The organism is Rhodococcus sp. BP-349 (assembly GCF_019835845.1).
Taxonomy (GTDB): Bacteria; Actinomycetota; Actinomycetes; order Mycobacteriales; family Mycobacteriaceae; genus Rhodococcoides.
Map to the genome: position 1 here is coordinate 285427 of NZ_JABUDR010000003.1, position 20026 is coordinate 305452.

The window sequence follows — 20026 nt, forward strand, 5'->3', positions numbered from 1 at the left end:
ATGTCGGCCGGCGTCTCACGTCGTACTTTCCTCCTCGGTGCCACCGGCGCGATCGTCGCGGTGGCCGCTGCGTGCAGCAGTTCGGACTCCGGCGGATCGCAGGACTCCGGCGCGGCCGTGTCCACGAAGTACGGCGAGGTCAGCGTGCCGTCAGATCCGCAGCGCGTCGTCAGCGTCGGGTACAACGACCAGGACACCCTCCTCGCGCTGGGTGTCGTTCCGGTCGGAGTGTTCGACTGGTACGGCGACTACCCGTCCGCGACCTGGCCCTGGGCGCAGTCGGCGCTGGGGGGCGCCGCACCGGCGATCGTCGGGACCGCGTCCGAGGGCATCGACGTGGAGAAGGTGGCGTCGGCAGGCCCCGATCTCATCGTCGGTACGTATGCCGGTATCACGCAGTCGGAGTTCGACTCGTTGTCCCAGCTCGCCCCCACCGTGACTCAGCCGACCGGTTTCGTCGATTACGGCATTCCGTGGCGCGACCAGACCACGCTTCTCGGCCAGGCGCTCGGTCGGGCCGATCAGGCGAGCACGCTGATCACCGATCTCGAGCGCGAGTTCGCCGACACGGCTGCCGCCAACCCGTCGTTCGCCGGCAAGACGGTGCTGCTCGGAGCACTGCAGGGTCCCGGACAGTTCGGTGTCTACGGCGCGCAGGACCCGAAGGTGCGCTTCCTCAACGAACTGGGCTTCGTGAATCCGCCGGTCGTCGACCAGGTGGGCGAGCGCAACTTCGCCACCGTGAGCACCGAGCAGTTGTCTCTCGCCGACGTCGACGTGCTCGTCTGGTACGCCGGTGGCGGCTTCGGTGACAAGCTCCGTGCCGAGCTGGCGGCCACTCCCGTCTACCAGCAGCTGTCCGCCGTCCAGGAGAATCGCGTGATCATTCTCGAGGACGAGGCCGCCGAGGCCATGGCGTGGAGCACCGTGCTCAGCCTGCCGTTCGCGTTGCAGGAGATCCCCGGCCGGCTGGCACCTCTCGTGCGCTGACACGCCCGACGGCGGATCGGCCGGCGGTACTGTCGGCCGCGTGACCGTGCTGATCATCGGCGACGCCGACCGTCCGGACTCGGCCGGTGAGCGCCCGGGCCGATTCGCGGCGCGAGGTCCGGAGTCGGACGCGTGGTTCGACGCCGAGACGGAACGTGCGGTGGTCGGCTGGCGCTGTGTGCTGATCGGTTCCGCAGCCGATGTCGCGGTCTACCGCGAGCGGGCGCTGCGGGCGGGCGCAGAACCCGACGAGATCTCCGTCGGCGTCACGCCGGACGGCGATCTCGACGTCTACTGCCCGGTGTGCGGAACAGTCGGACCGGCACCGCCCTGTGGGTCCTGCGGTGCGGATCTCGTGGTGACCGACCATGTCTCGAGCCGTCTCGCTGCTCGCCTGGGCGTTCCGGACGCCGCGCCGTGAGGATGTGGGTGGTGCACTCGACAGCGGTCGCTCCGGACGGTTCGGTGCGGCGCATCGACCTCGCGCCGCTGCGGTCGGGGGATGCGCTGCCGTCGTTCGTCCCCGGAAGCCACGTGGTGGTGCGCTGCGGCGACGACGCGTCCGCCCCGTACAACGCGTACTCCCTGATCGGGCCGCCGCACGCCCCGTCCCTCTACTCGTTCGCGGTACTCGCCGTCGGCGCGGGGTCGCGATGGCTGCAGAGCCGGCGCCCGGGTGACCTCGTCGAGGTCGACACTCTGCGCAGCACCTTCGCTCCGGTTCTCCGTGCGCGGAGGCACCTGCTGGTGGCCGGCGGGATCGGCATCACGCCGATCCTGTCCCTGGCGCGGTGGCTCGGGTCGACCGCCGAGGTGCACTACGTCCACCGGCCGGAACACGGCGCGTTCGCCGAGGACGTGGCCACGTCGTGCGATGCGCGGATCAGCACCGCCCGCGAGGACTTCACGAGCGGACTGGCGGGCGCGCTCACCCGGCAGCCACTGGGAACTCACCTGTTCGTCTGCGGGCCACCCTCTCTCGTCGAGGCGACGCTGACTGCCGCGCGTGCGGTGGGCTGGCCGGAGAGCCGTCTGCACACCGAGGCGTTCATCCGCCCCGATACTCCTCGCCGGTCGTTCGTGCTCGAACTCGCGCGCAGCGGTCGCACCCTGCCGGTGTCGGCCGACGAGTCGGTGCTGGACGTCCTCGACACTGCCGCCGTGTCCGTCGACCGGCAGTGTCGTCACGGTGTCTGCGGTCGGTGTCGGACGCCCGTGCTCGCGGGCGCCGTCGATCATCGCGACCTGTTCCTGTCCGACGACGAACGCACCCGGTCGGATTCGATGATGGTCTGCGTGTCCCGCGCCGCGGGGGACCGTCTGGTGGTGGACCTGTGACCGACCTACGGGCCTTCCCGTTCCCCTTCGACGGTGACACGTACCGGTACAGCACGAATCTCGAACCGGCGCGCACGGCTCATCGGACCGCCGCGGGCGGCTGGGGTGAGCACGTCGTCGAACCGGGCGCCGACTATCGGGACGCCCTGGCCGAACGCGCCACCATCCTCGCGCGGGACCCGCGGCGAGCGGTGTCGTTGCCACACATGGCACCGGCCGGGTGGGACGCGCTCGAGACGGTGCTGACCGAACTGCACCGCAGCGTGCCCGACGAGACGACGCTCGACCTCGACGACGGGCGTGTCCGATTCTCGAACACGTTGTCCGGCACAAGCATCGACGTCGCCAGAGGAGACCCGAGCGTCGATCCACTGCTGCTGGCGGCGGGCGAGACGCCGGACGATCTCGTCCTGCTGGACACCCGCGGGGGTGAGCTGTTCGCCGACGCGGGCGTGGTGACGTTCGCGTCGGGGTGGTCCATGAACTTCGCTCTGGGTGCGAGCTTCGAGGACATCCACGGTCCCGTCCCGCGTGTGCGGGACGAGGGGGTCGTGGCGCGGGCGCGCGGGTTCCTCCTCGGGCTGGGTGCGGGAGCGATCGTGCGGCGCACCAACTGGTCGCTCGGGGTCGATCATCGGCTCGACGCCTCTCTGGAGACGCGCGGGGAGTGGGCACGCGCGCGACGGCACCTCGAGACCGCGTCCGTCGACGAGGTCGGCCGGCGCCTCTGCCTGCGGGTCGAGGTGCAGCACCTGACGCGCCTCGCTCCGTCCGGTGCGATCCTCTTCCTCATCCGCACTCATCACGCGTCGCTCGACGAACTCGCCGCGGTGCCCGGCTGGGCGGAGCGCGTCGTCGCGGTCACCGCGGAGCTGCCGCGGGACATGGCCGACTACAAGGGGCTGACCGCGCTGCGACCGGCGATCGACCGCTGGTGGCGGAGCAGACGTCGCGCGGTGCTCGGGTGATCGCCTAGGTTCGGGTGCATGACCGACGCGAGCGCTTTCCGGACTCCCGACGCCTACCTCGACCTTCCCCGCATCGCGGGCCTCGCGCTCTCCGTCGACGGAGAGTCGCTCGTCACCACGATGTCCGAGCTGAATGCCGCACGGACGAAGTACGTCTCGAGTCTGTGGTCCGTCGCGACGGACGGCACGTCGGCGCCGCGCAGGCTCACCCGGTCCGCCACCGGAGACTCCGCACCGACCTTCGCCGCGAACGGCGACCTGCTCTTCGTGCGAGCGGCGTCCGGTGACGACGACGCACCGTCCGCGGTGTGGGCGCTGTCCGCGCGGGGTGGAGAGGCCCGCAGGGTCGCGCACCGCGGCGGAGGGGTCGGGGGAGTCGTGGCCGCGTCCGAGGCGCCGGTGTTCGCCGTCGCCGGTGAGGTTCTGGGCGACGTCGACCGTGACGAGACGCTGCGCGCGCTGCGGAAGGACAAGGCCGTCTCCGCGATCCTGCACAGCGGATATCCGATGCGGCACTGGGACAGCGACCTCGGTCCGGCGTCCACGCACGTCTTCGTGGGGACCCTCGGCGACACCGAGGACACCGACGTCGCACTGCGGACGGTGACGCCGCGACCCGGCGGTTCGGCGGGCGGCGGCGCGTACCGCGACACCTCCGTCGCGGTGGCTCCCGACGGCTCGTGGCTGGTGGCCACACGCAGGGTCGCGGGAGCCGACGCCACCACACGGCACGTGCTCGTCCGGATCGACACCTCGGACGGTGCCGACGCCGTGCTGGTCGACGACCCGGTGGCCGACGTCGGTGCCCCTGCCGTCTCGCCGGACGGAACGCGCGTCGCCTATGTGCGCGAGACGCATCCGGCACCGGATGCGGCGCCGCGGACCACGCTGCACGTCCTCGACCTGACGACCGGGCTGCCGGAGCAGTGGGCGGCCGGGTGGGACCGGTGGCCGTCGTCGCCGGTGTGGTCCGCCGACGGGCGCAGCATCCTGGTGACGGCGGACGACGACGGCCGGGCACCGATCTTCGTCGTGACGCCCGACGCGGCCCGCCGCCTGACGCAGGACGACCACGCCTACACCGACCTGCGCCCGGCTCCGGACGGTGATGTCGTCCATGCGCTGCGCTCGTCGTATCTCGTTCCGCCGCATCCGGTCCGGATCACGCTCGCCGACGGTGCAGTGACCGAGCTGCGGTCACCGGCCGCCACGCCGACGCTGCCGGGCACCCTCGAGGACGTCGAGACCACCGCCGAGGACGGGGTGCGGGTGCGCGCCTGGTTGGCTCTGCCCACGGGCACGTCCGCCGACTGGCCCGCGCCGCTGGTGCTGTGGGCGCACGGCGGACCGCTCGGATCGTGGAACGCCTGGTCGTGGCGCTGGAATCCGTGGATGCTGGTGGCGCAGGGATTCGCCGTCCTGCTTCCCGATCCGGCACTGTCCACCGGGTACGGACAGGCGTTCGTGCAGCGCGGCTGGGGCCGATGGGGGACGGAGCCCTACACGGACCTGATGGCCGTCACCGACGCCGTCGAGCAACGCGAGGACATCGACTCCACGCGCACGGCGATGATGGGCGGCTCGTTCGGCGGCTACATGGCCAACTGGGTCGCAGGTCACACCGACCGTTTCCGGGCGATCGTCTCGCACGCCGGTCTGTGGGCGCTGGACCAGTTCGGTCCCACCACCGACGAGGCGTCGTACTGGGCGCACGAGATGACGCCGGAGATGGCGTTCGAGAACTCGCCGCACCTGGCCGTCGCGGACATCGTCACCCCGATGCTGGTGATCCACGGCGACAAGGACTATCGCGTGCCCGTGGGCGAAGCGCTGCGGTTGTGGTGGGAGCTGCTGTCCGAGTCCGGTTCTCCCGCCGACGAGAACGGGGAGACCGTGCACCGGTTCCTGTACTTCCCCGACGAGAACCACTGGATCCTCTCGCCGCAGCACACCGCGGTCTGGTACGGCGCCGTGCACGCCTTTCTGTCCGAGCACGTACTCGGACAATCCACTCCGATGCCCGAGATCCTCGCGGCGCGACCGGGCCGGACCGTCGATCCCGACGCGCACTAGAATCACCCGGTGACCAGATCGACGACAGCGCCCGACGAGAACCCTGCCGACCGCCTGCCCAAGGCCTGGAATCCCGGTGACGTGGAAGCAGGCCTCTACCAGGGATGGGTCGATTCCGGGTACTTCGTCGCCGATCCGGACAGCGCGAAGCCGGGGTACTCGATCGTGCTCCCGCCGCCCAACGTCACCGGCAGCCTGCACATGGGCCATGCCCTCGACCACACACTGATGGACGTCCTGTCCCGTCGCAAGCGGATGCAGGGCTACGAGGTGTTGTGGCTTCCCGGCATGGACCACGCGGGCATCGCCACGCAGTCGCTCGTGGAGAAGCAACTCGTCGCCGAGGGAACGTCCAAGGACGAGCTCGGTCGGGACGCCTTCATCGAGAAGGTGTGGGAGTGGAAGCGTGAGTCCGGCGGCACCATCGGCGAGCAGATGCGCCGGATCGGTGACGGCGTCGACTGGAGCCGCGAGCGATTCACGATGGACGAGGGCCTCTCGCGTGCCGTCCAGACCATGTTCAAGCTGCTCCACGATCGTGGCCTGATCTACCGCGCCGAGCGGCTCGTCAACTGGTCGCCGGTGCTGAAGACGGCGATCTCCGACATCGAGGTCAAGTACGAGGACGTCGAGGGCGAACTGGTCTCGCTGCGCTACGGATCGTTGAACGACGACGAACCGCACGTGGTGGTCGCCACCACCCGTGTCGAGACGATGCTCGGCGACACCGCTGTCGCCGTTCACCCCGACGACGAGCGCTACCGGGACCTGGTGGGAACGACGCTTCCGCACCCGTTCCTCGACCGTGAGATCCCGGTCGTCGCCGACGACTACGTCGACCCCGAGTTCGGCACCGGCGCCGTGAAGATCACGCCGGCACACGACCCCAACGACTTCGAGATGGGTCTCCGGCACAGCTTGCCGATGCCGTCGATCATGGACACCTCGGGCCGGATCGCCGACACCGGAACGCAGTTCGACGGTATGGACCGCTTCGAGGCTCGTGTCGCCGTACGCGAGGCACTCGCGGAGCAGGGCCGCGTCGTCGCCGAGAAGCGTCCGTACGTCCACAGTGTCGGCCACTCCGAGCGCAGCGGCGAGCCCATCGAGCCGCGGTTGTCCCTCCAGTGGTGGGTGAACGTCTCCACGTTGGCGGCATCCGCCGGCGACGCCGTGCGCGACGGGCGCACCGTGGTGCACCCGAAGAGTCAGGAACCGCGGTGGTTCGCCTGGGTCGACGACATGCACGACTGGTGCATCTCGCGCCAGCTGTGGTGGGGGCACCGCATCCCCATCTGGTACGGACCCGACGGTGAGACGGTCTGCCTCGGCCCCGACGAGACGGCGCCCGAGGGCTGGGTGCAGGACCCGGACGTGTTGGACACGTGGTTCTCGTCCGGCCTGTGGCCCTTCTCGACGATGGGCTGGCCCGACCGCACTCCCGACCTCGAGAAGTTCTATCCCACCAGCGTTCTCGTCACGGGTTACGACATCCTGTTCTTCTGGGTCGCCCGCATGATGATGTTCGGCACCACCGTCGGCGACGAGCTGCCCGGTCCGGTGCCGTTCCGCGACGTATTCCTGCACGGGCTGGTGCGCGACGAGTTCGGCCGCAAGATGTCGAAGTCGAAGGGCAACGGCATCGACCCTCTCGACTGGGTCGACCGATTCGGTGCGGATGCACTGCGTTTCACGCTGGCGCGCGGAGCCCATCCCGGCGGTGACCTCTCGGTCGGCGAGGACAACGCGCAGAGTTCGCGCAACTTCGCCACCAAGCTGTTCAACGCCACCAAGTTCGCGTTGATGAACGGCGCTGTCGTGCAGGATCTCCCGGTCCGCGAGACGCTCACGGACGCCGACCGCTGGATCCTCGACCGGCTGGCGACCGTGCGCGCCGAGGTGGACGACGCGCTGGATCGCTACGAGTTCGGCAAGGCGTGCGAGGCGCTGTACCACTTCGCCTGGGACGAGGTCTGCGACTGGTACCTCGAACTGGCCAAGGTGCAGTTCTCGTCGGAGAGCGCGGCGGAACCCACCCGCATCGTCCTCGGTGTCGTGCTCGATTCGATTCTGCGACTGCTGCATCCGGTGATCCCGTTCGTCACCGAGACGCTCTGGAAGGCCCTCACGGGCGGCGAGAGCGTCGTGGTCGCACCGTGGCCGAAGGAGACCGGGGTCGGAGCCGATCCCGTCGCGTTGCAACGCGTGTCCGACATGCAGAAGCTCATCACCGAGGTGCGCCGCTTCCGCAGCGACCAGGGCGTGAAGCCGAAGCAGAAGGTCCCGGCGCGGTTGCTCGGGGTCGACGAGGCGGACCTCACGGCGCAGATCCCCGCGACCCGTGCGCTCGCCTTCCTGACGGAGCCGGAGGAGGACTTCGCCGAGACGGCGTCCATCGAGGTCCGGCTCTCGCTCGGCACCGTCGTCGTCTCCGTCGACACGTCCGGCACCGTCGACGTGGCGGCCGAGCGCAAGCGCGCCGAGAAGGAACTCGCGGCCGCGGAGAAGGAACTTGCCGCCACCACGGCCAAGCTGGGCAACGAGGCCTTCATCGGCAAGGCCCCCGAGGCGGTCGTGGACAAGATCCGCGCACGGCAGCAGATCGCCCGCGAGGACGTCGAGCGCATCACCGCACGCCTGCGTGAGATGGGGCCGGCGTGAGCTATCCGGGCAACTCCGGGCCGGAGGGGGTGACGGGACCCTCGCCGGTCGATCTCGCCGAGTTCACACTGGTGGAGTCCGAACTGGACCAGCGCTGGGGCGAGACGACGATCGAGCCGTCGCTCACGCGCATCAGTGCGCTGATGGACCTGCTCGGGTCCCCGCAGGCGAGCTACCCGTCCATCCACGTCGCGGGCACCAACGGCAAGACGTCGGTCACCCGGATGATCGAGTCGCTGCTGCGGGCGTTCCACCGGCGCACCGGTCGCACCACCAGCCCCCACCTGCAGTTGGCCACCGAGCGGATCGCCGTCGACGGGGTGCCGCTGACCCCTCGCCAGTACGTCGACACGTACCGCGACATCCTGCCGTACGTCGAGATGATCGACGCGCAGTCGGAGGCCGCGGGCGGGCCCAGAATGAGCAAGTTCGAGGTGGTGACGGCGATGGCGTTCGCGGCGTTCGCGGAGGCCCCGGTCGACGTCGCCGTCGTCGAGGTGGGTCTCGGCGGGCGGTGGGACGCCACCAACGTGGTGGACGCGCAGGTCTCCGTCATCACCCCGATCGGCATCGACCACGTCGAGTACCTCGGTACCGATCTGGCCGGTATCGCCGCGGAGAAGGCCGGCATCATCAAGAAGGCCCCCGAACGGCTCGATCCGGTCGACACGGTGGCGGTTCTCGACGAGCAGCAACCCGAGGTCACCGACGTCCTGTTGCGGCGTGCCGTGGAGATGGACGCGGCGGTGGCCCGCGCCGGGTCCGAGTTCGTGGTCCTGGCCCGTCGTGTCGCCGTCGGCGGTCAACAGCTCGAGCTCCGCGGCCTCGGCGGCGTGTACGACGACATCTTCCTTCCGCTCCACGGTGAACACCAGGCGCGAAACGCCTCGCTGGCCCTCGCGGCGGTCGAGGCGTTCTTCGGCGCGGGTGCCGACCACGGACTCGACGTCGAGACGGTGCGCGAGGGTTTCGCCTCGGTGGTGAACCCGGGCCGACTCGAGCGGGTGCGCAACGCACCGACGGTCTTCGTCGACGCCGCGCACAACCCGCACGGCGCCGCCGCACTCGCCGCGACGCTGACGGCCGAGTTCGACTTCCGCAAGCTCGTCGGCGTGGTGGCCGTCATGAAGGACAAGGACGTCGACGGCATCCTGCAGGCACTCGAACCCGTGCTCGACGAGATCGTCGTGACCCACAACGGCTCCCCACGCGGGCTCGACGTCGAGGCACTCGCCGACGCCGCCGTCGCCAAGTTCGGCGACGAGCGTGTCGTCGTCGCGGAGACGCTCCCGGACGCACTCGAGATCGCGATCGGCATCGCGGAGGACGTGGCGGACGAGGGCGAGGCCGTCTCCGGTGCGGGCGTCGTCGTCACGGGATCCGTGGTGACCGCTGGTGCGGCACGCACCCTTTTCGGGAAGGACCCGGTATGACAGTCCCCGAGGCGGGCCAGGTCCCGCCGCCCGCACGCGATCCGTGGAAGGGGTTCCGCGGCGTCTGCGCCGGCACCCTCGTCCTCGAGGCGATCGTCGTCTTCCTGTCGCTCCCGGTCGTCGCGACCGTCGGCGGCGGACTCACGTGGATCAGTGGGACGTACATCATCGCGCTGGGCGTGGTCATGCTGCTCGGTGCGGGACTGCAGGGTCGGTCGTGGGCTCTGTCCTTCGATCTCGCGCTGCAGGTTCTGGTGATCCTCGGCTTCTTCGCGCACCCGTCGATCGCCGTCGTGGGCGTGCTGTTCCTCGCCGTGTGGGTGTACCTGCTGTATCTGCGCCGCGATCTCCGCAAGCGCATCGCCGAGGGCAGGTTGCCGAGCCAGCGAGAATGACGCCGGTGCTTCGGGGCCGATCGAGGGTCCTCTAGGCTCAGCGCTCGTGACCGAACGCACTCTCGTACTGATCAAGCCGGACGGCGTCGAACGTCGCTACGTCGGCGACATCCTCGGCCGTATCGAGCGCAAGGGGCTCGACCTCGTCGCCCTGAAGCTGGTGACGGTGGACCGCGAGGTGGCGGAGAAGCACTACGCCGAGCACGCCGAGCGGCCGTTCTTCCCCGACCTCATCGAGTTCATCACCTCGGGACCGCTCGTCGCGGCCGTGCTGGAGGGTCCTCGTTCCATCGAGGCCTTCCGTCAGATCGCCGGTGGCACCGACCCCGTGGCCAAGGCGACGCCCGGCACCATCCGCGCCGACCTCGCGCTGGACGGACAGAAGAACCTGGTCCACGGCTCCGACTCGCCCGAGTCCGCGGCTCGTGAGATCGCCCTCTGGTTCCCCGAGCTCGGCTGACGCTCCACCTCGAGTCCCACCCCCGACCGCCGGGCCGCACCGCGAACCCCGCATTGGCACGCGGCGGTCGGGGAGTGTGGGATACTGGCCTAGGTCGCGGCGCGCACCACGCGAACGTGACCGGATGACAATCACGGACCGAAGCCCGTCATCGCGAACGCGCAGGCATCGATGCGAGTCTCCTTCTCGCACCGCCGACGCGTCCCGCTGAAGATCAGGTGCTCGGATCGGCCATCCGCCCAGGCAGTGCGGTGACAGTCACCGACCGTTCCGGTCGACGACCTGACGCAGTGCGAACCCGCTTTTTCGTCGGATCGTCCGATCCCGCGAACGAACCATGACTCCCGCGTGGCCGCGTGCCATTCGACGGACGACGCCCGATCGGGCACCTCGACCGTGGATGTTCGCGCCCGGGAGCCCGAGGAGAACACGTGGCCGACACCGTGCCGCCCCAGGAGCCGCTCGATCAGGGCGCCCCCGCCTTCCCCGAGCGCATCCGCGTTCACGCGCTCGCCAAGCTGCTGGGAGTGACCAGCAAGCAGGTCGTCGCCCAGCTGGCCGAGATGGGCGTCGACGTCCGCAGCGTCCAGTCCAGCGTCGTTCGTGACGACGCGCAGACCGTCGCCTCCGCACTGGGTGCTCCGGCCCTCGACGCCGACGACGTGGCAGATCTGCCCGCTGCGGAGAGCGCACCTCCCGCCGCCGAGGAGACCAGTTCGGCGTCCACGGCCGACGAGAGTCCGGCGTCTCCCACCGAGCCGGACCTCTTCACGAACATCGAGACGGCCGAGGCGACGGCCCCGTCGTCCGCCGACCCCGCCACCGCGCCGCTGTTCCTGCAGCCCGAGGTCACCGAGACGCCGAAGGCTCCCCGGACGCGGGCACGTCGCGCTCGATCCGCGCCGAAGAAGGCGGAGGTCGACGAGACCACGACAGCGGACGCACCCGAGGCCGAGGGCACTGCACACGTGTCCACCCCTGCCGATGTGTCCACCCCTGTCGAGGTGTCCGCCCCCGCCGAGAGCACCCCCGCAGTCGAGACGGCGACCGAGTCCGACACCTCCGAGTCCGATGCCTCCGCGTCCGACGAGGGCACCGACGACGACGCGAACGAGCAGGACGGATCGTCCGGTCCTCGCCGCCGCCGCCGTGGCCGTCGTGGCCGTGGTCGTGGACGCGGCGACAACCAGAACGACGACAACCAGAACGACGATCAGAGCGACGACGACGAGTCGGACGAGTCCGCCGCGGATCGCTCCGACGCGCCTGCCGCCGAGGACGCGACGGCGGAACCGGAGACCACGGACACGGACGACGCCGCGGAGGGCGACGACGCGCCGAAGCGCTCCTCGAGCCGCCGCTCACGCAGCCGTCGTGGGTCTCGGGCGGACACGTCCGCCGACTCGGACGCGCCCGAGACCACCGATTCGACCGACGCGTCGAGCACGACCGACACCACGGCCGGCGAGACGGAGCCGTCCGCCGAGGACACCGACGGTGCCTCCGGGGACAACGACAGTGCCTCCGGGGACAGCGACGACGACTCGACCGGGGACAGCGCGAGCCGCCGCCGGCGCCGCCGTCGTCGCCGGAAGAGCGGTGGCGAGAGCGCCGACGCCGAGACCACGACCGACGACGATCCGCCCAACACGGTGGTGCACGAGCGTGAGCCGCGTCAGCGCTCGGCGAAGTCCAAGGACGAGGTCCAGGGCATCACCGGGTCGACCCGCCTCGAGGCGAAGCGTCAGCGTCGCCGCGACGGCCGTGACGCGGGCCGTCGCCGTCCGCCCATCCTGACCGAGTCGGAATTCCTCGCGCGCCGCGAGTCGGTGGACCGGACGATGGTCGTGCGCGAGAAGACGCTGGCCGGGCACCCGGACCTGACTCAGGTCGCGGTGCTCGAGGACGGCGTTCTCGTCGAACACTTCGTCACCAGCACGGCCTCGGGCTCCATCGTGGGCAACGTGTACCTCGGCCGCGTGCAGAACGTGCTGCCCAGCATGGAAGCCGCGTTCATCGACATCGGCAAGGGCCGCAACGGTGTGCTCTACGCCGGCGAGGTCGACTGGGACGCCGCCGGTCTGGGCGGCAACAGCCGCAAGATCGAGCAGGCCCTCAGGCCCGGCGACCAGGTGCTCGTGCAGGTCAGCAAGGACCCGGTCGGGCACAAGGGTGCACGGTTGACGACGCAGATCTCGCTCGCCGGCCGGTTCCTGGTCTACGTGCCCGGTGGCTCGTCCACGGGCATCAGCCGCAAGCTGCCCGACAACGAGCGCAAGCGTCTCAAGGACATCCTGCGCGACATCGTCCCGTCCGAGGCCGGGGTCATCATCCGGACCGCGTCGGAGGGCGTCAGCGCCGAGGAACTCGAGCGCGACGTCACGCGACTGCAGGCGCAGTGGGCGACCGTCTCGGAGCGCTCGACGGGTGCCGAGGCGTCCAAGTCGTCTGCTCCGGTCACGCTGTACGAGGAGCCCGACCTTCTGGTCAAGGTGGTCCGCGACCTCTTCAACGAGGACTTCTCCAAGCTGGTCATCGAAGGCGACCGTGCCTGGTCGACCGTGCAGAACTACATCGAGACAGTCGCCCCCGACATGCTGCCCCGCGTCGAGCGGTACACCTCGTCGTCCAAGGACGTCGACGTCTTCGGTGCCTTCCGCATCGACGAGCAGCTGGCCAAGGCGCTCGACCGCAAGGTGTGGCTGCCGTCCGGCGGCACGCTGGTGATCGACCGCACCGAGGCCATGACCGTGGTCGACGTCAACACCGGCAAGTTCACCGGTGAGGGCGGCAACCTCGAGGAGACCGTCACCCGGAACAACCTCGAGGCGGCCGAGGAGGTCGTGCGGCAGATGCGCCTGCGCGACATCGGCGGCATGATCGTCGTCGACTTCATCGACATGGTGCTCGAGTCCAACCGCGACCTGGTGCTCCGTCGTCTGACCGAGGCCCTCGGCCGCGATCGCACGCGGCATCAGGTGTCCGAGGTGACGTCGCTCGGATTGGTCCAGATGACGCGCAAGCGCATGGGTACCGGTCTCATCGAGGCGTTCTCCACGACCTGCGAGCACTGCCACGGACGTGGGCTGATCATGCATCAGTTCCCCGTCGAGCCGGCCAAGGACGAGGGTGGGCGCTCCTCCCGCTCCGATCGGTCGCGTTCCGACAACTCCCGTTCGGACACCACCTCGCGCTCCGAGAACTCCCGTTCCGACAACAACCAGGGCTCCGAGGGCGGCTCGCGTCGCAAGCGCGGCGGCCGCGACCGGTCGGAGAATCGAGTCGACGACACGACGACGGCCGAGACCACCGAGTCCGAGTCGGGAAGCGACACGGCTCCGCGTCGTGCGCATCCGGTCGCTCTGGCCATGGCGGCGCACCTGCATCCGGACGATGTCGCCGAGGTGGCGGACACCGTGTCGGATCCGATCGAGGACGCGACGGCCGCCGTGGCAGCGGTGCGCGACGCCGCCGGCCGCAACGGCCGATCGGACTCGGCCGCCGAGGGGACCGAGACGTCGGACACGCCGTCGACACCCGAGTCCGTCACACCCGAGCCCGTCACTCCCGAACCCGCGGCGTCGGAACCGGTCACTCCCGAGCCCACCGCCGCGACGCGTCCGCGCCGCAGTCGTCGGGTGTCCCGAGCGGCGTCCGCGCCGGCCGGGGACTCCGCCGGCACGGTCATCGTGGTGCCCTCGGCGCCCGAGACGTCCACGGCGACACCGGCTTCCGACAGCGGCGACGAGGGCGGCGCTGCCGAACCCGTTGCGGTGACCGTCGGGGGCGGCGCCTCCGTGGAGCCCGTCGCACCGGTCCGGCGTCCGCGCCGTCGGGCAGCCGGCCGGCCGGCCGGACCGCCGGTGGACGACGAGGCCTGAGCTGCGGTCGAGCACCGGGTCCGGCGGTTTGACCGGGCCACGCGCTCTACCGTAATCTTGGACAGTCGCTGCCGGCGACGTGGCTCTGTCCTGTCCACCGCGAGGTGTGCGGACGCAGCCGCCCGAACTTCGGTTCGCCGGCGCAAGAGTGTGACCAGTAGGGGCTGCGGAACCGCAGCCACGAGACCAGTCGCGTCCCCGACCAGGGACGTGAGAACGCATCAAAGAAGCAAGGGGTAGCCCTCCGATGGCAACGTACGCGATCGTCAAGACCGGCGGAAAGCAGTACAAGGTCGCTGTAGGTGACCTCGTCAAGGTCGAGAAGATCGAGGGAGCGCCCGGAACGGCTGTCTCGCTTGCTCCTGTTCTCGTCGTCGACGGGTCCGAGCTGACCACCGCGGCCGACAAGCTGGCCGGCATCACCGTCACCGGTGAGGTCGTCGAGCACACCAAGGGCCCGAAGATCCGCATCCACAAGTTCAAGAACAAGACCGGGTACCACAAGCGTCAGGGGCACCGGCAGAAGCTGACCGTCCTGAAGGTCACCGGCATCAAGTAAGTCCTGATACCGGTCTCCATCCGGCGTCTCTGCGCCACCACGGCTCGTTCCACCAGGGCTCGTCCATCACGGCACCGGCTCCACCAACCCCGGGAGGGTTTCTCATGGCACACAAGAAGGGCGCGTCCAGCTCACGCAACGGTCGCGATTCCAATGCTCAGCGTCTCGGCGTCAAGCGCTTCGGCGGACAGTCGGTCAGCGCGGGCGAGATCCTCGTCCGTCAGCGTGGCACTCACTTCCACCCGGGTGTGAACGTCGGCCGTGGCGGCGACGACACGCTCTTCGCCCTCTCGGCGGGTGCAGTTCTCTTCGGCACCAAGCGTGGCCGCAAGACCGTCAACATCGTCCCGGCCGCCGCGGAGGCCTGATTCTCCTGCGGCGCCCGCGAGGTCCGGCTTCGGCCGTTCGCGCGACGTCAGTGCACGTTCCCGTCAGGGGCGGTTCGGAGGGCTCGTCCTCCGTCCGCCCCTGACGGCGTTTCACCCCTCGGCGCCCTGTCGGCCGCCGATCTCTCAGCAGTTCAGCATCATCTGCCTTTCGGAAGGACCCTCCACCCATGTCGCGATTCGTCGACCGTGTCACCCTGCACGTCAGTGCGGGAAAGGGCGGTAACGGGTGCTCCTCCGTCCACCGGGAGAAGTTCAAGCCCCTCGGTGGTCCGGACGGCGGCAACGGCGGCCGCGGCGGCGACGTGGTCCTCGTGGTGGATCCGAGCGTGCACACCCTTCTCGACTTCCACTTCCACTCCCATGCGAAGGCAGGAAACGGCACGCAGGGAGCCGGCAGCAATCGCGACGGCGCCGTCGGCGAGGACCTGATCCTGGGTGTCCCGGACGGCACCATGGTTCTCGACGGCGACGGCCGGATCCTGGCCGACCTGGTGGGCGAGGGCACGCGTTTCGACGCGGCGGCAGGCGGTCGCGGCGGTCTGGGCAACGCCGCCCTCGCATCGCGAGCACGCAAGGCGCCCGGCTTCGCGCTGCTCGGCGAGGACGGGATCGAGCGCGACCTGGTCCTGGAGCTCAAGTCCGTGGCCGACGTCGGTCTGGTCGGCTTCCCGAGTGCCGGGAAGTCGTCTCTCGTCTCCGTGCTCTCGGCCGCCAAGCCGAAGATCGCCGACTACCCGTTCACGACGCTGGTCCCGAACCTCGGCGTCGTCTCGAGCGGCGACACCACGTTCACCGTCGCCGATGTCCCCGGCCTCATCCCCGGCGCCAGCCAGGGCAAGGGGCTGGGCCTGGACTTCCTGCGTCACCTCGAGCGCTGCGCCGTCCTCGCCCACGTCGTCGACTGTGCGACCCTCGATCCGGGTCGTGATCCGGTGTCCGACGTCGACGCTCTCGAGGCGGAACTGGCCGCGTACACGCCCGCTCTCTCGAGCGACGCGGGCCTGGGTGAGTTGGCCGATCGACCGCGCATCGTCGTGCTCAACAAGGTGGACGTTCCCGAGGCGCAGGAACTGGCCGACATGGTGCGCGAGGACTTCGAGGCCCGCGGCTGGCCCGTCTTCGCCATCTCCGCGGTGAGCCGGGAAGGCTTGCGTCCGTTGACCTTCGCCCTCGCGGAGCTGGTCGCACAGTACCGCATCGATCATCCCAAGGCCGTCCCGCGTCGGCAGGTCATCCGGCCCGTCGCCACCGACAAGGCCGGTTTCAGCGTCATCTCCGACCCCGACGAGCCGGGCGGCTTCATCGTGCGCGGTGAGCGCCCGGAGCGGTGGGTCATGCAGACGGCTTTCGACAACGACGAGGCCGTCGGCTACCTCGCCGACCGGCTCGCTCGTCTCGGCGTCGAGGCGGAACTGGTCAAGCAGGGCGCACAGCCCGGAGCCTCCGTGACCATCGGCGACGTCAGTTTCGAGTGGGAGCCGCAGACCCCCGCCGGTGTCGACGTCACGATGACCGGTCGCGGTACCGACTCGCGCATCGACCAGGTCGAGCGCATCGGTGCACCCGAGCGCAAGCACGCCCGCCGTGTCCGTCGAGGGCTGGAGAGCGACGAGCAGTGACCGCGACGCAGCCGCACGGGAGTACGCGGGAGATCATCGCGTCGGCTCGCAGCATCGTCGTGAAGATCGGGTCGTCGGCCCTCACCAGCATGGAGGCCGGGCTCGACCTCGCCCGGCTGGACGCGTTGGCGGATGCGATCGAGGCGCGGATGCGTGCCGGGTCCGACGTCGTCGTCGTGTCGTCCGGCGCGATCGGTGCCGGTATGGCACCGCTGGGTCTCAAGCAACGGCCCCGTGACCTCGCGACGAAGCAGGCCGCGGCCAGTGTCGGCCAGTTGGCGCTGGCGCACGCATGGGGCACCTCCTTCGGCCGCTACGGTCGCACCGTCGGGCAGGTCCTGCTGACGGCGGACGACATCGCGCGTCGGTCGAACCACCGCAACGCTCAGCGCACGTTCGACCGACTGCGCTCGCTCGGTGCCGTGGCCGTCGTCAACGAGAACGACACCGTCGCGACGGCCGAGATCCGCTTCGGCGACAACGACCGCCTCGCAGCCCTGGTCGCGCACCTCGTCGGGGCGGATGCGTTGGTGCTGCTCTCCGACGTCGACGGCCTCTACGACGGCGACCCCCGCAAGGACCCGGACGCGACCTTCGTCCGCGAGGTCGCGAGTCCCGAGGATCTCGACGGCGTCGTCGCCGGATCGGGCGGTTCCCTCGGAACCGGCGGCATGGCGTCCAAGTTGTCCGCGGCCCGGCTGGCAGCGGACGCGGGTGTTCCCGTCCTGCTGGCGGCGGCGTCCGAGGCGGCCTCCGCCCTCGGTGGTGGACCGGTGGGTACCACGTTCACCGCGCGCCCGAACAGGTTGTCGGCCCGCCGATTCTGGGTCCGTCACGCCGCGGACACTGCCGGCGCCCTCACGCTCGACGACGGCGCCCTCACCGCGGTGATCGGCCGACGACGCTCGCTGCTGTCGGCAGGAATTGTCTCGGTCAGTGGCTCGTTCGACGCCGGCGACGTGGTGACCCTGCACGGCGTCGACGGCACCGTGGTCGCGCGCGGGGTCGTCGCGTACGACGCGGCGGAGCTCGCCGGCATGATCGGTCGCTCGACGGGCGATCTCGCCCCCGAGGCCCGACGCCCCGTGGTGCACGCGGACGACCTCGTCCCGGGCTGAGCGACCGGTCAGGCCGGAGCCGATGCGGCGAGCACGCGCCGGAGTGCGACGGCCAGCAGCGCCACCGCGACACCGGCCGCGACCATCGACCACAACGCCCGGCCGAAGCCGGTCAGCTCTGCGAGAGAGCCGAACGCGACGGGTGCCAGCAGCACACCTATCCGGGCGATCAGCGACACCACTGTGAGGGCCGTGCCCGCGGTGATGCCGGGGAGTCGGCCGGCCAACCCGAACGCAGCCGGAAAGATCGGTGCCGCACCGAATCCCGCGACGGCGAACATCACCGGGGCGATCACGGGCGAGCTCACCACGGGTGCCGCCAGGAACGCGGCCGCGATGAGCAGTGCGCCGCCCATCAACACGGCGTGGCGTCCGACGCGGTCCACCACGGCGTCACCGACGAGGCGCCCCACGAACATCGCGGACGAGAAGGCCACGACGGTGAGTCCCGCCAGTCCCGGCCCGGCACCGAGATCGGTGGAGTAGATCGCACCCCAGGACTGCGGCACATCCTCGACCAGGGCGCACACCAGCACGAGCCCTCCGAGCAACGCCAGGGCGCCGGAGAACACACGCCGCGGACCCGGGCCGGACGGCCGGTGGGCGGTGTCGGGCACGGCGGGCCCGTCGGGAACCAGTGAGCGGTGAGCCACCAGCGCGAGCGCCAGCAGGACGCCACCGACGAGAGCGAAGTGGACGAGCACGGCGAGACCGATTCCGGCTGCGGCGGCGCCCGTGAGGCCGCCGGTGACGGCACCCGCGCTCCACGCCGCGTGGAATCGGTTGAGCAGCGAACGCCGCCGGTGCTTCTCGACGATCACCCCCTGCGCGTTCATCGCCACGTCCATGACGGCGTCGGCCCCGCCCAGGACGGCGAGAGCGAGTGCCAGTGCCCACCACGTCCCGGCGAGTGCCGGGAGCACGAACGCCAGGCACAGCACGGTCGCGGAGAGCAGGACGACCCGGCGACTGCCGAGCCGCCGGATACCGACGGCGGCCAGGGGAGTGGCGAGGAGGCCGCCGGTGCCGACCCCCGCGAGCGCCAGGCCGAGCACCGACGCGTCGAGTTCGAGGGCGTCGCGGATCGCGGGCAGGCGCGGCGCCCAGTTACCGAGTACCGCGCCGTTGACGAAGAAGATCGCCGCGACGGCCCACGGGGCACCGCCGACGGTCCTGCCGTCCGTCACAGAAAGGACGCCAGGACCTCGGAGCAGCCGGCCTCGATCTTCTGGGCGGCGAACTCGTCCCCGCGGGTGCGTCCTCGGTTGACGATGAACACCGGGATGTCGTTCTTCCACGCGTGTCGGACGAAGCGCAGTCCGGACATGACGGTGAGCGAGGACCCCAGCACCACGAGCGAGCGCGCGGCGTCGACCATGTCGTACGCGCTCCGGACGCGCGGCTTGGGCACGCTCTCACCGAAGTAGACGATGTCGGGCTTGAGGATGCCGCCGCACACCTCGCAGCCGACCATGCGGAAGTGGGCCGTGCTCTCGATGATCGCGTCGGCGTCCGGGGCGATCTCGACGCCGTCGGCACCGACCACGGACTCGATGAACCCGGGATTGGCAGCGGTCAGACGTTCGTCGAGAGCGACGCGGGAGACGAGACGATCGCAGTCGAGGCAGCGAACCCGGCCGTACACGCCGTGCAGGTCGATCACCGAGCGGGAGCCGGCCTTGGTGTGCAGCATGTCGACGTTCTGCGTGATGACGCCGGAGACGGTACCCACGCGCTCGAGCTCGGCGAGGGCGCGGTGCCCGGCGTTGGGGCGGGTGGCGTCCATGTGGCGCCAGCCGACGTGGTTGCGAGCCCAGTAGTGACGTCGGAAATCGTCGTCGCCGATGAACTGCTGGAACGTCATCGGGTTGCGCGGCGGAGAGTCCGGGCCCCGATAGTCGGGAATTCCCGAGTCCGTGGACATCCCGGCGCCGGTCAGCGCGACGACGCGGCCGTCGGCCATCGCGTCCTGCAGAGAGAGGGCGCTGCGCGGCGACCGATCGAGAGAGCGTGGGGAAACCGAGGTCACGTCTCCAGAGTAGGTCGCCGCGTCGGCTGGGGTCGGGGCGGCGGGGTGGGATGTGTACACACCTGCCACACAGCGAACACACCCCGCAGCGTGCTGAAGGGTGTGTTCGCTCG

16 protein-coding genes are annotated in these 20026 nt (G+C 70.3%); 14 read left to right on the forward strand and 2 right to left on the reverse strand.

Annotation, left to right across the window (positions count from 1 at the left end; genetic code table 11):
- The 14 genes from HQ325_RS17765 to proB all read left to right on the forward strand — a co-directional run bounded on the left by HQ325_RS17765 (position 1) and on the right by proB (position 17884).
- Positions 1-990, forward strand: a complete 990-nt coding sequence (locus tag HQ325_RS17765) for an iron-siderophore ABC transporter substrate-binding protein (RefSeq protein WP_222632524.1) — start codon at positions 1-3, stop codon at positions 988-990.
- A 40-nt stretch (positions 991-1030) separates the two neighbouring features.
- Entirely contained in the window at positions 1031-1411 is a 381-nt protein-coding gene (locus HQ325_RS17770) for a dimethylamine monooxygenase subunit DmmA family protein (RefSeq protein ID WP_222631493.1), read from the forward strand.
- 8 nt (positions 1412-1419) lie between these two features.
- Positions 1420-2328, forward strand: coding sequence for a PDR/VanB family oxidoreductase (locus HQ325_RS17775; protein ID WP_222631494.1), 909 nt, complete (start codon positions 1420-1422; stop codon positions 2326-2328).
- Positions 2325-3296: a DUF3445 domain-containing protein gene (locus tag HQ325_RS17780; protein WP_222631495.1), complete on the forward strand. Its 972-nt coding sequence runs from the start codon at positions 2325-2327 to the stop codon at positions 3294-3296. Before HQ325_RS17775 ends, HQ325_RS17780 begins: the two co-directional genes overlap by 4 nt.
- A gap of 18 nt (positions 3297-3314) precedes the next feature.
- Positions 3315-5369, forward strand: a complete 2055-nt coding sequence (locus HQ325_RS17785) for an alpha/beta fold hydrolase (RefSeq protein WP_222631497.1) — start codon at positions 3315-3317, stop codon at positions 5367-5369.
- Positions 5370-5378: 9 nt separating this feature from the next.
- Positions 5379-8030 carry a valine--tRNA ligase gene (locus HQ325_RS17790; RefSeq protein ID WP_222631500.1) on the forward strand — a complete coding sequence of 884 codons (2652 nt, stop codon included), beginning with the start codon at positions 5379-5381 and terminating at the stop codon, positions 8028-8030.
- A 29-nt stretch (positions 8031-8059) separates the two neighbouring features.
- Complete coding sequence (locus tag HQ325_RS17795; protein ID WP_374107239.1) at positions 8060-9463, forward strand: folylpolyglutamate synthase/dihydrofolate synthase family protein; 1404 nt, start codon at positions 8060-8062, stop codon at positions 9461-9463.
- Positions 9460-9858, forward strand: coding sequence for a DUF4233 domain-containing protein (locus HQ325_RS17800; protein WP_027505665.1), 399 nt, complete (start codon positions 9460-9462; stop codon positions 9856-9858). The genes HQ325_RS17795 and HQ325_RS17800 overlap by 4 nt, the downstream gene beginning before the upstream one ends.
- Positions 9859-9904: 46 nt before the next feature.
- Positions 9905-10318, forward strand: a complete 414-nt coding sequence (ndk, locus tag HQ325_RS17805; protein ID WP_222631504.1) for a nucleoside-diphosphate kinase — start codon at positions 9905-9907, stop codon at positions 10316-10318.
- Between the two features lie 431 nt (positions 10319-10749).
- Complete coding sequence (locus tag HQ325_RS17810) at positions 10750-14199, forward strand: translation initiation factor IF-2 N-terminal domain-containing protein (protein WP_222631505.1); 3450 nt, start codon at positions 10750-10752, stop codon at positions 14197-14199.
- A 247-nt stretch (positions 14200-14446) separates the two neighbouring features.
- Positions 14447-14758: a 50S ribosomal protein L21 gene (rplU, locus tag HQ325_RS17815; protein ID WP_222631507.1), complete on the forward strand. Its 312-nt coding sequence runs from the start codon at positions 14447-14449 to the stop codon at positions 14756-14758.
- A 104-nt stretch (positions 14759-14862) separates the two neighbouring features.
- Positions 14863-15126 (forward strand): 50S ribosomal protein L27, encoded by a 264-nt coding sequence (rpmA, locus tag HQ325_RS17820; protein ID WP_027505670.1) that lies wholly within the window; start codon positions 14863-14865, stop codon positions 15124-15126.
- A 188-nt stretch (positions 15127-15314) separates the two neighbouring features.
- A complete protein-coding gene (gene obgE / locus HQ325_RS17825) occupies positions 15315-16766 on the forward strand; it encodes a GTPase ObgE (protein WP_222631509.1) in 1452 nt (483 codons plus the stop codon).
- Positions 16763-17884, forward strand: coding sequence for a glutamate 5-kinase (gene proB / locus HQ325_RS17830; protein ID WP_222631511.1), 1122 nt, complete (start codon positions 16763-16765; stop codon positions 17882-17884). The genes obgE and proB overlap by 4 nt, the downstream gene beginning before the upstream one ends.
- An 8-nt stretch (positions 17885-17892) precedes the next feature.
- On the opposite strand, the gene HQ325_RS17835 is transcribed toward proB, so the two are convergent.
- On the reverse strand, positions 17893-19071 hold the full coding sequence (locus HQ325_RS17835; protein WP_222631513.1) for an MFS transporter: 1179 nt from the start codon (positions 19069-19071) through the stop codon (positions 17893-17895).
- On the reverse strand, positions 19068-19847 hold the full coding sequence (locus tag HQ325_RS17840; protein WP_027505673.1) for a Sir2 family NAD-dependent protein deacetylase: 780 nt from the start codon (positions 19845-19847) through the stop codon (positions 19068-19070). Before HQ325_RS17840 ends, HQ325_RS17835 begins: the two co-directional genes overlap by 4 nt.
- Positions 19848-20026 lie beyond the last annotated feature (179 nt).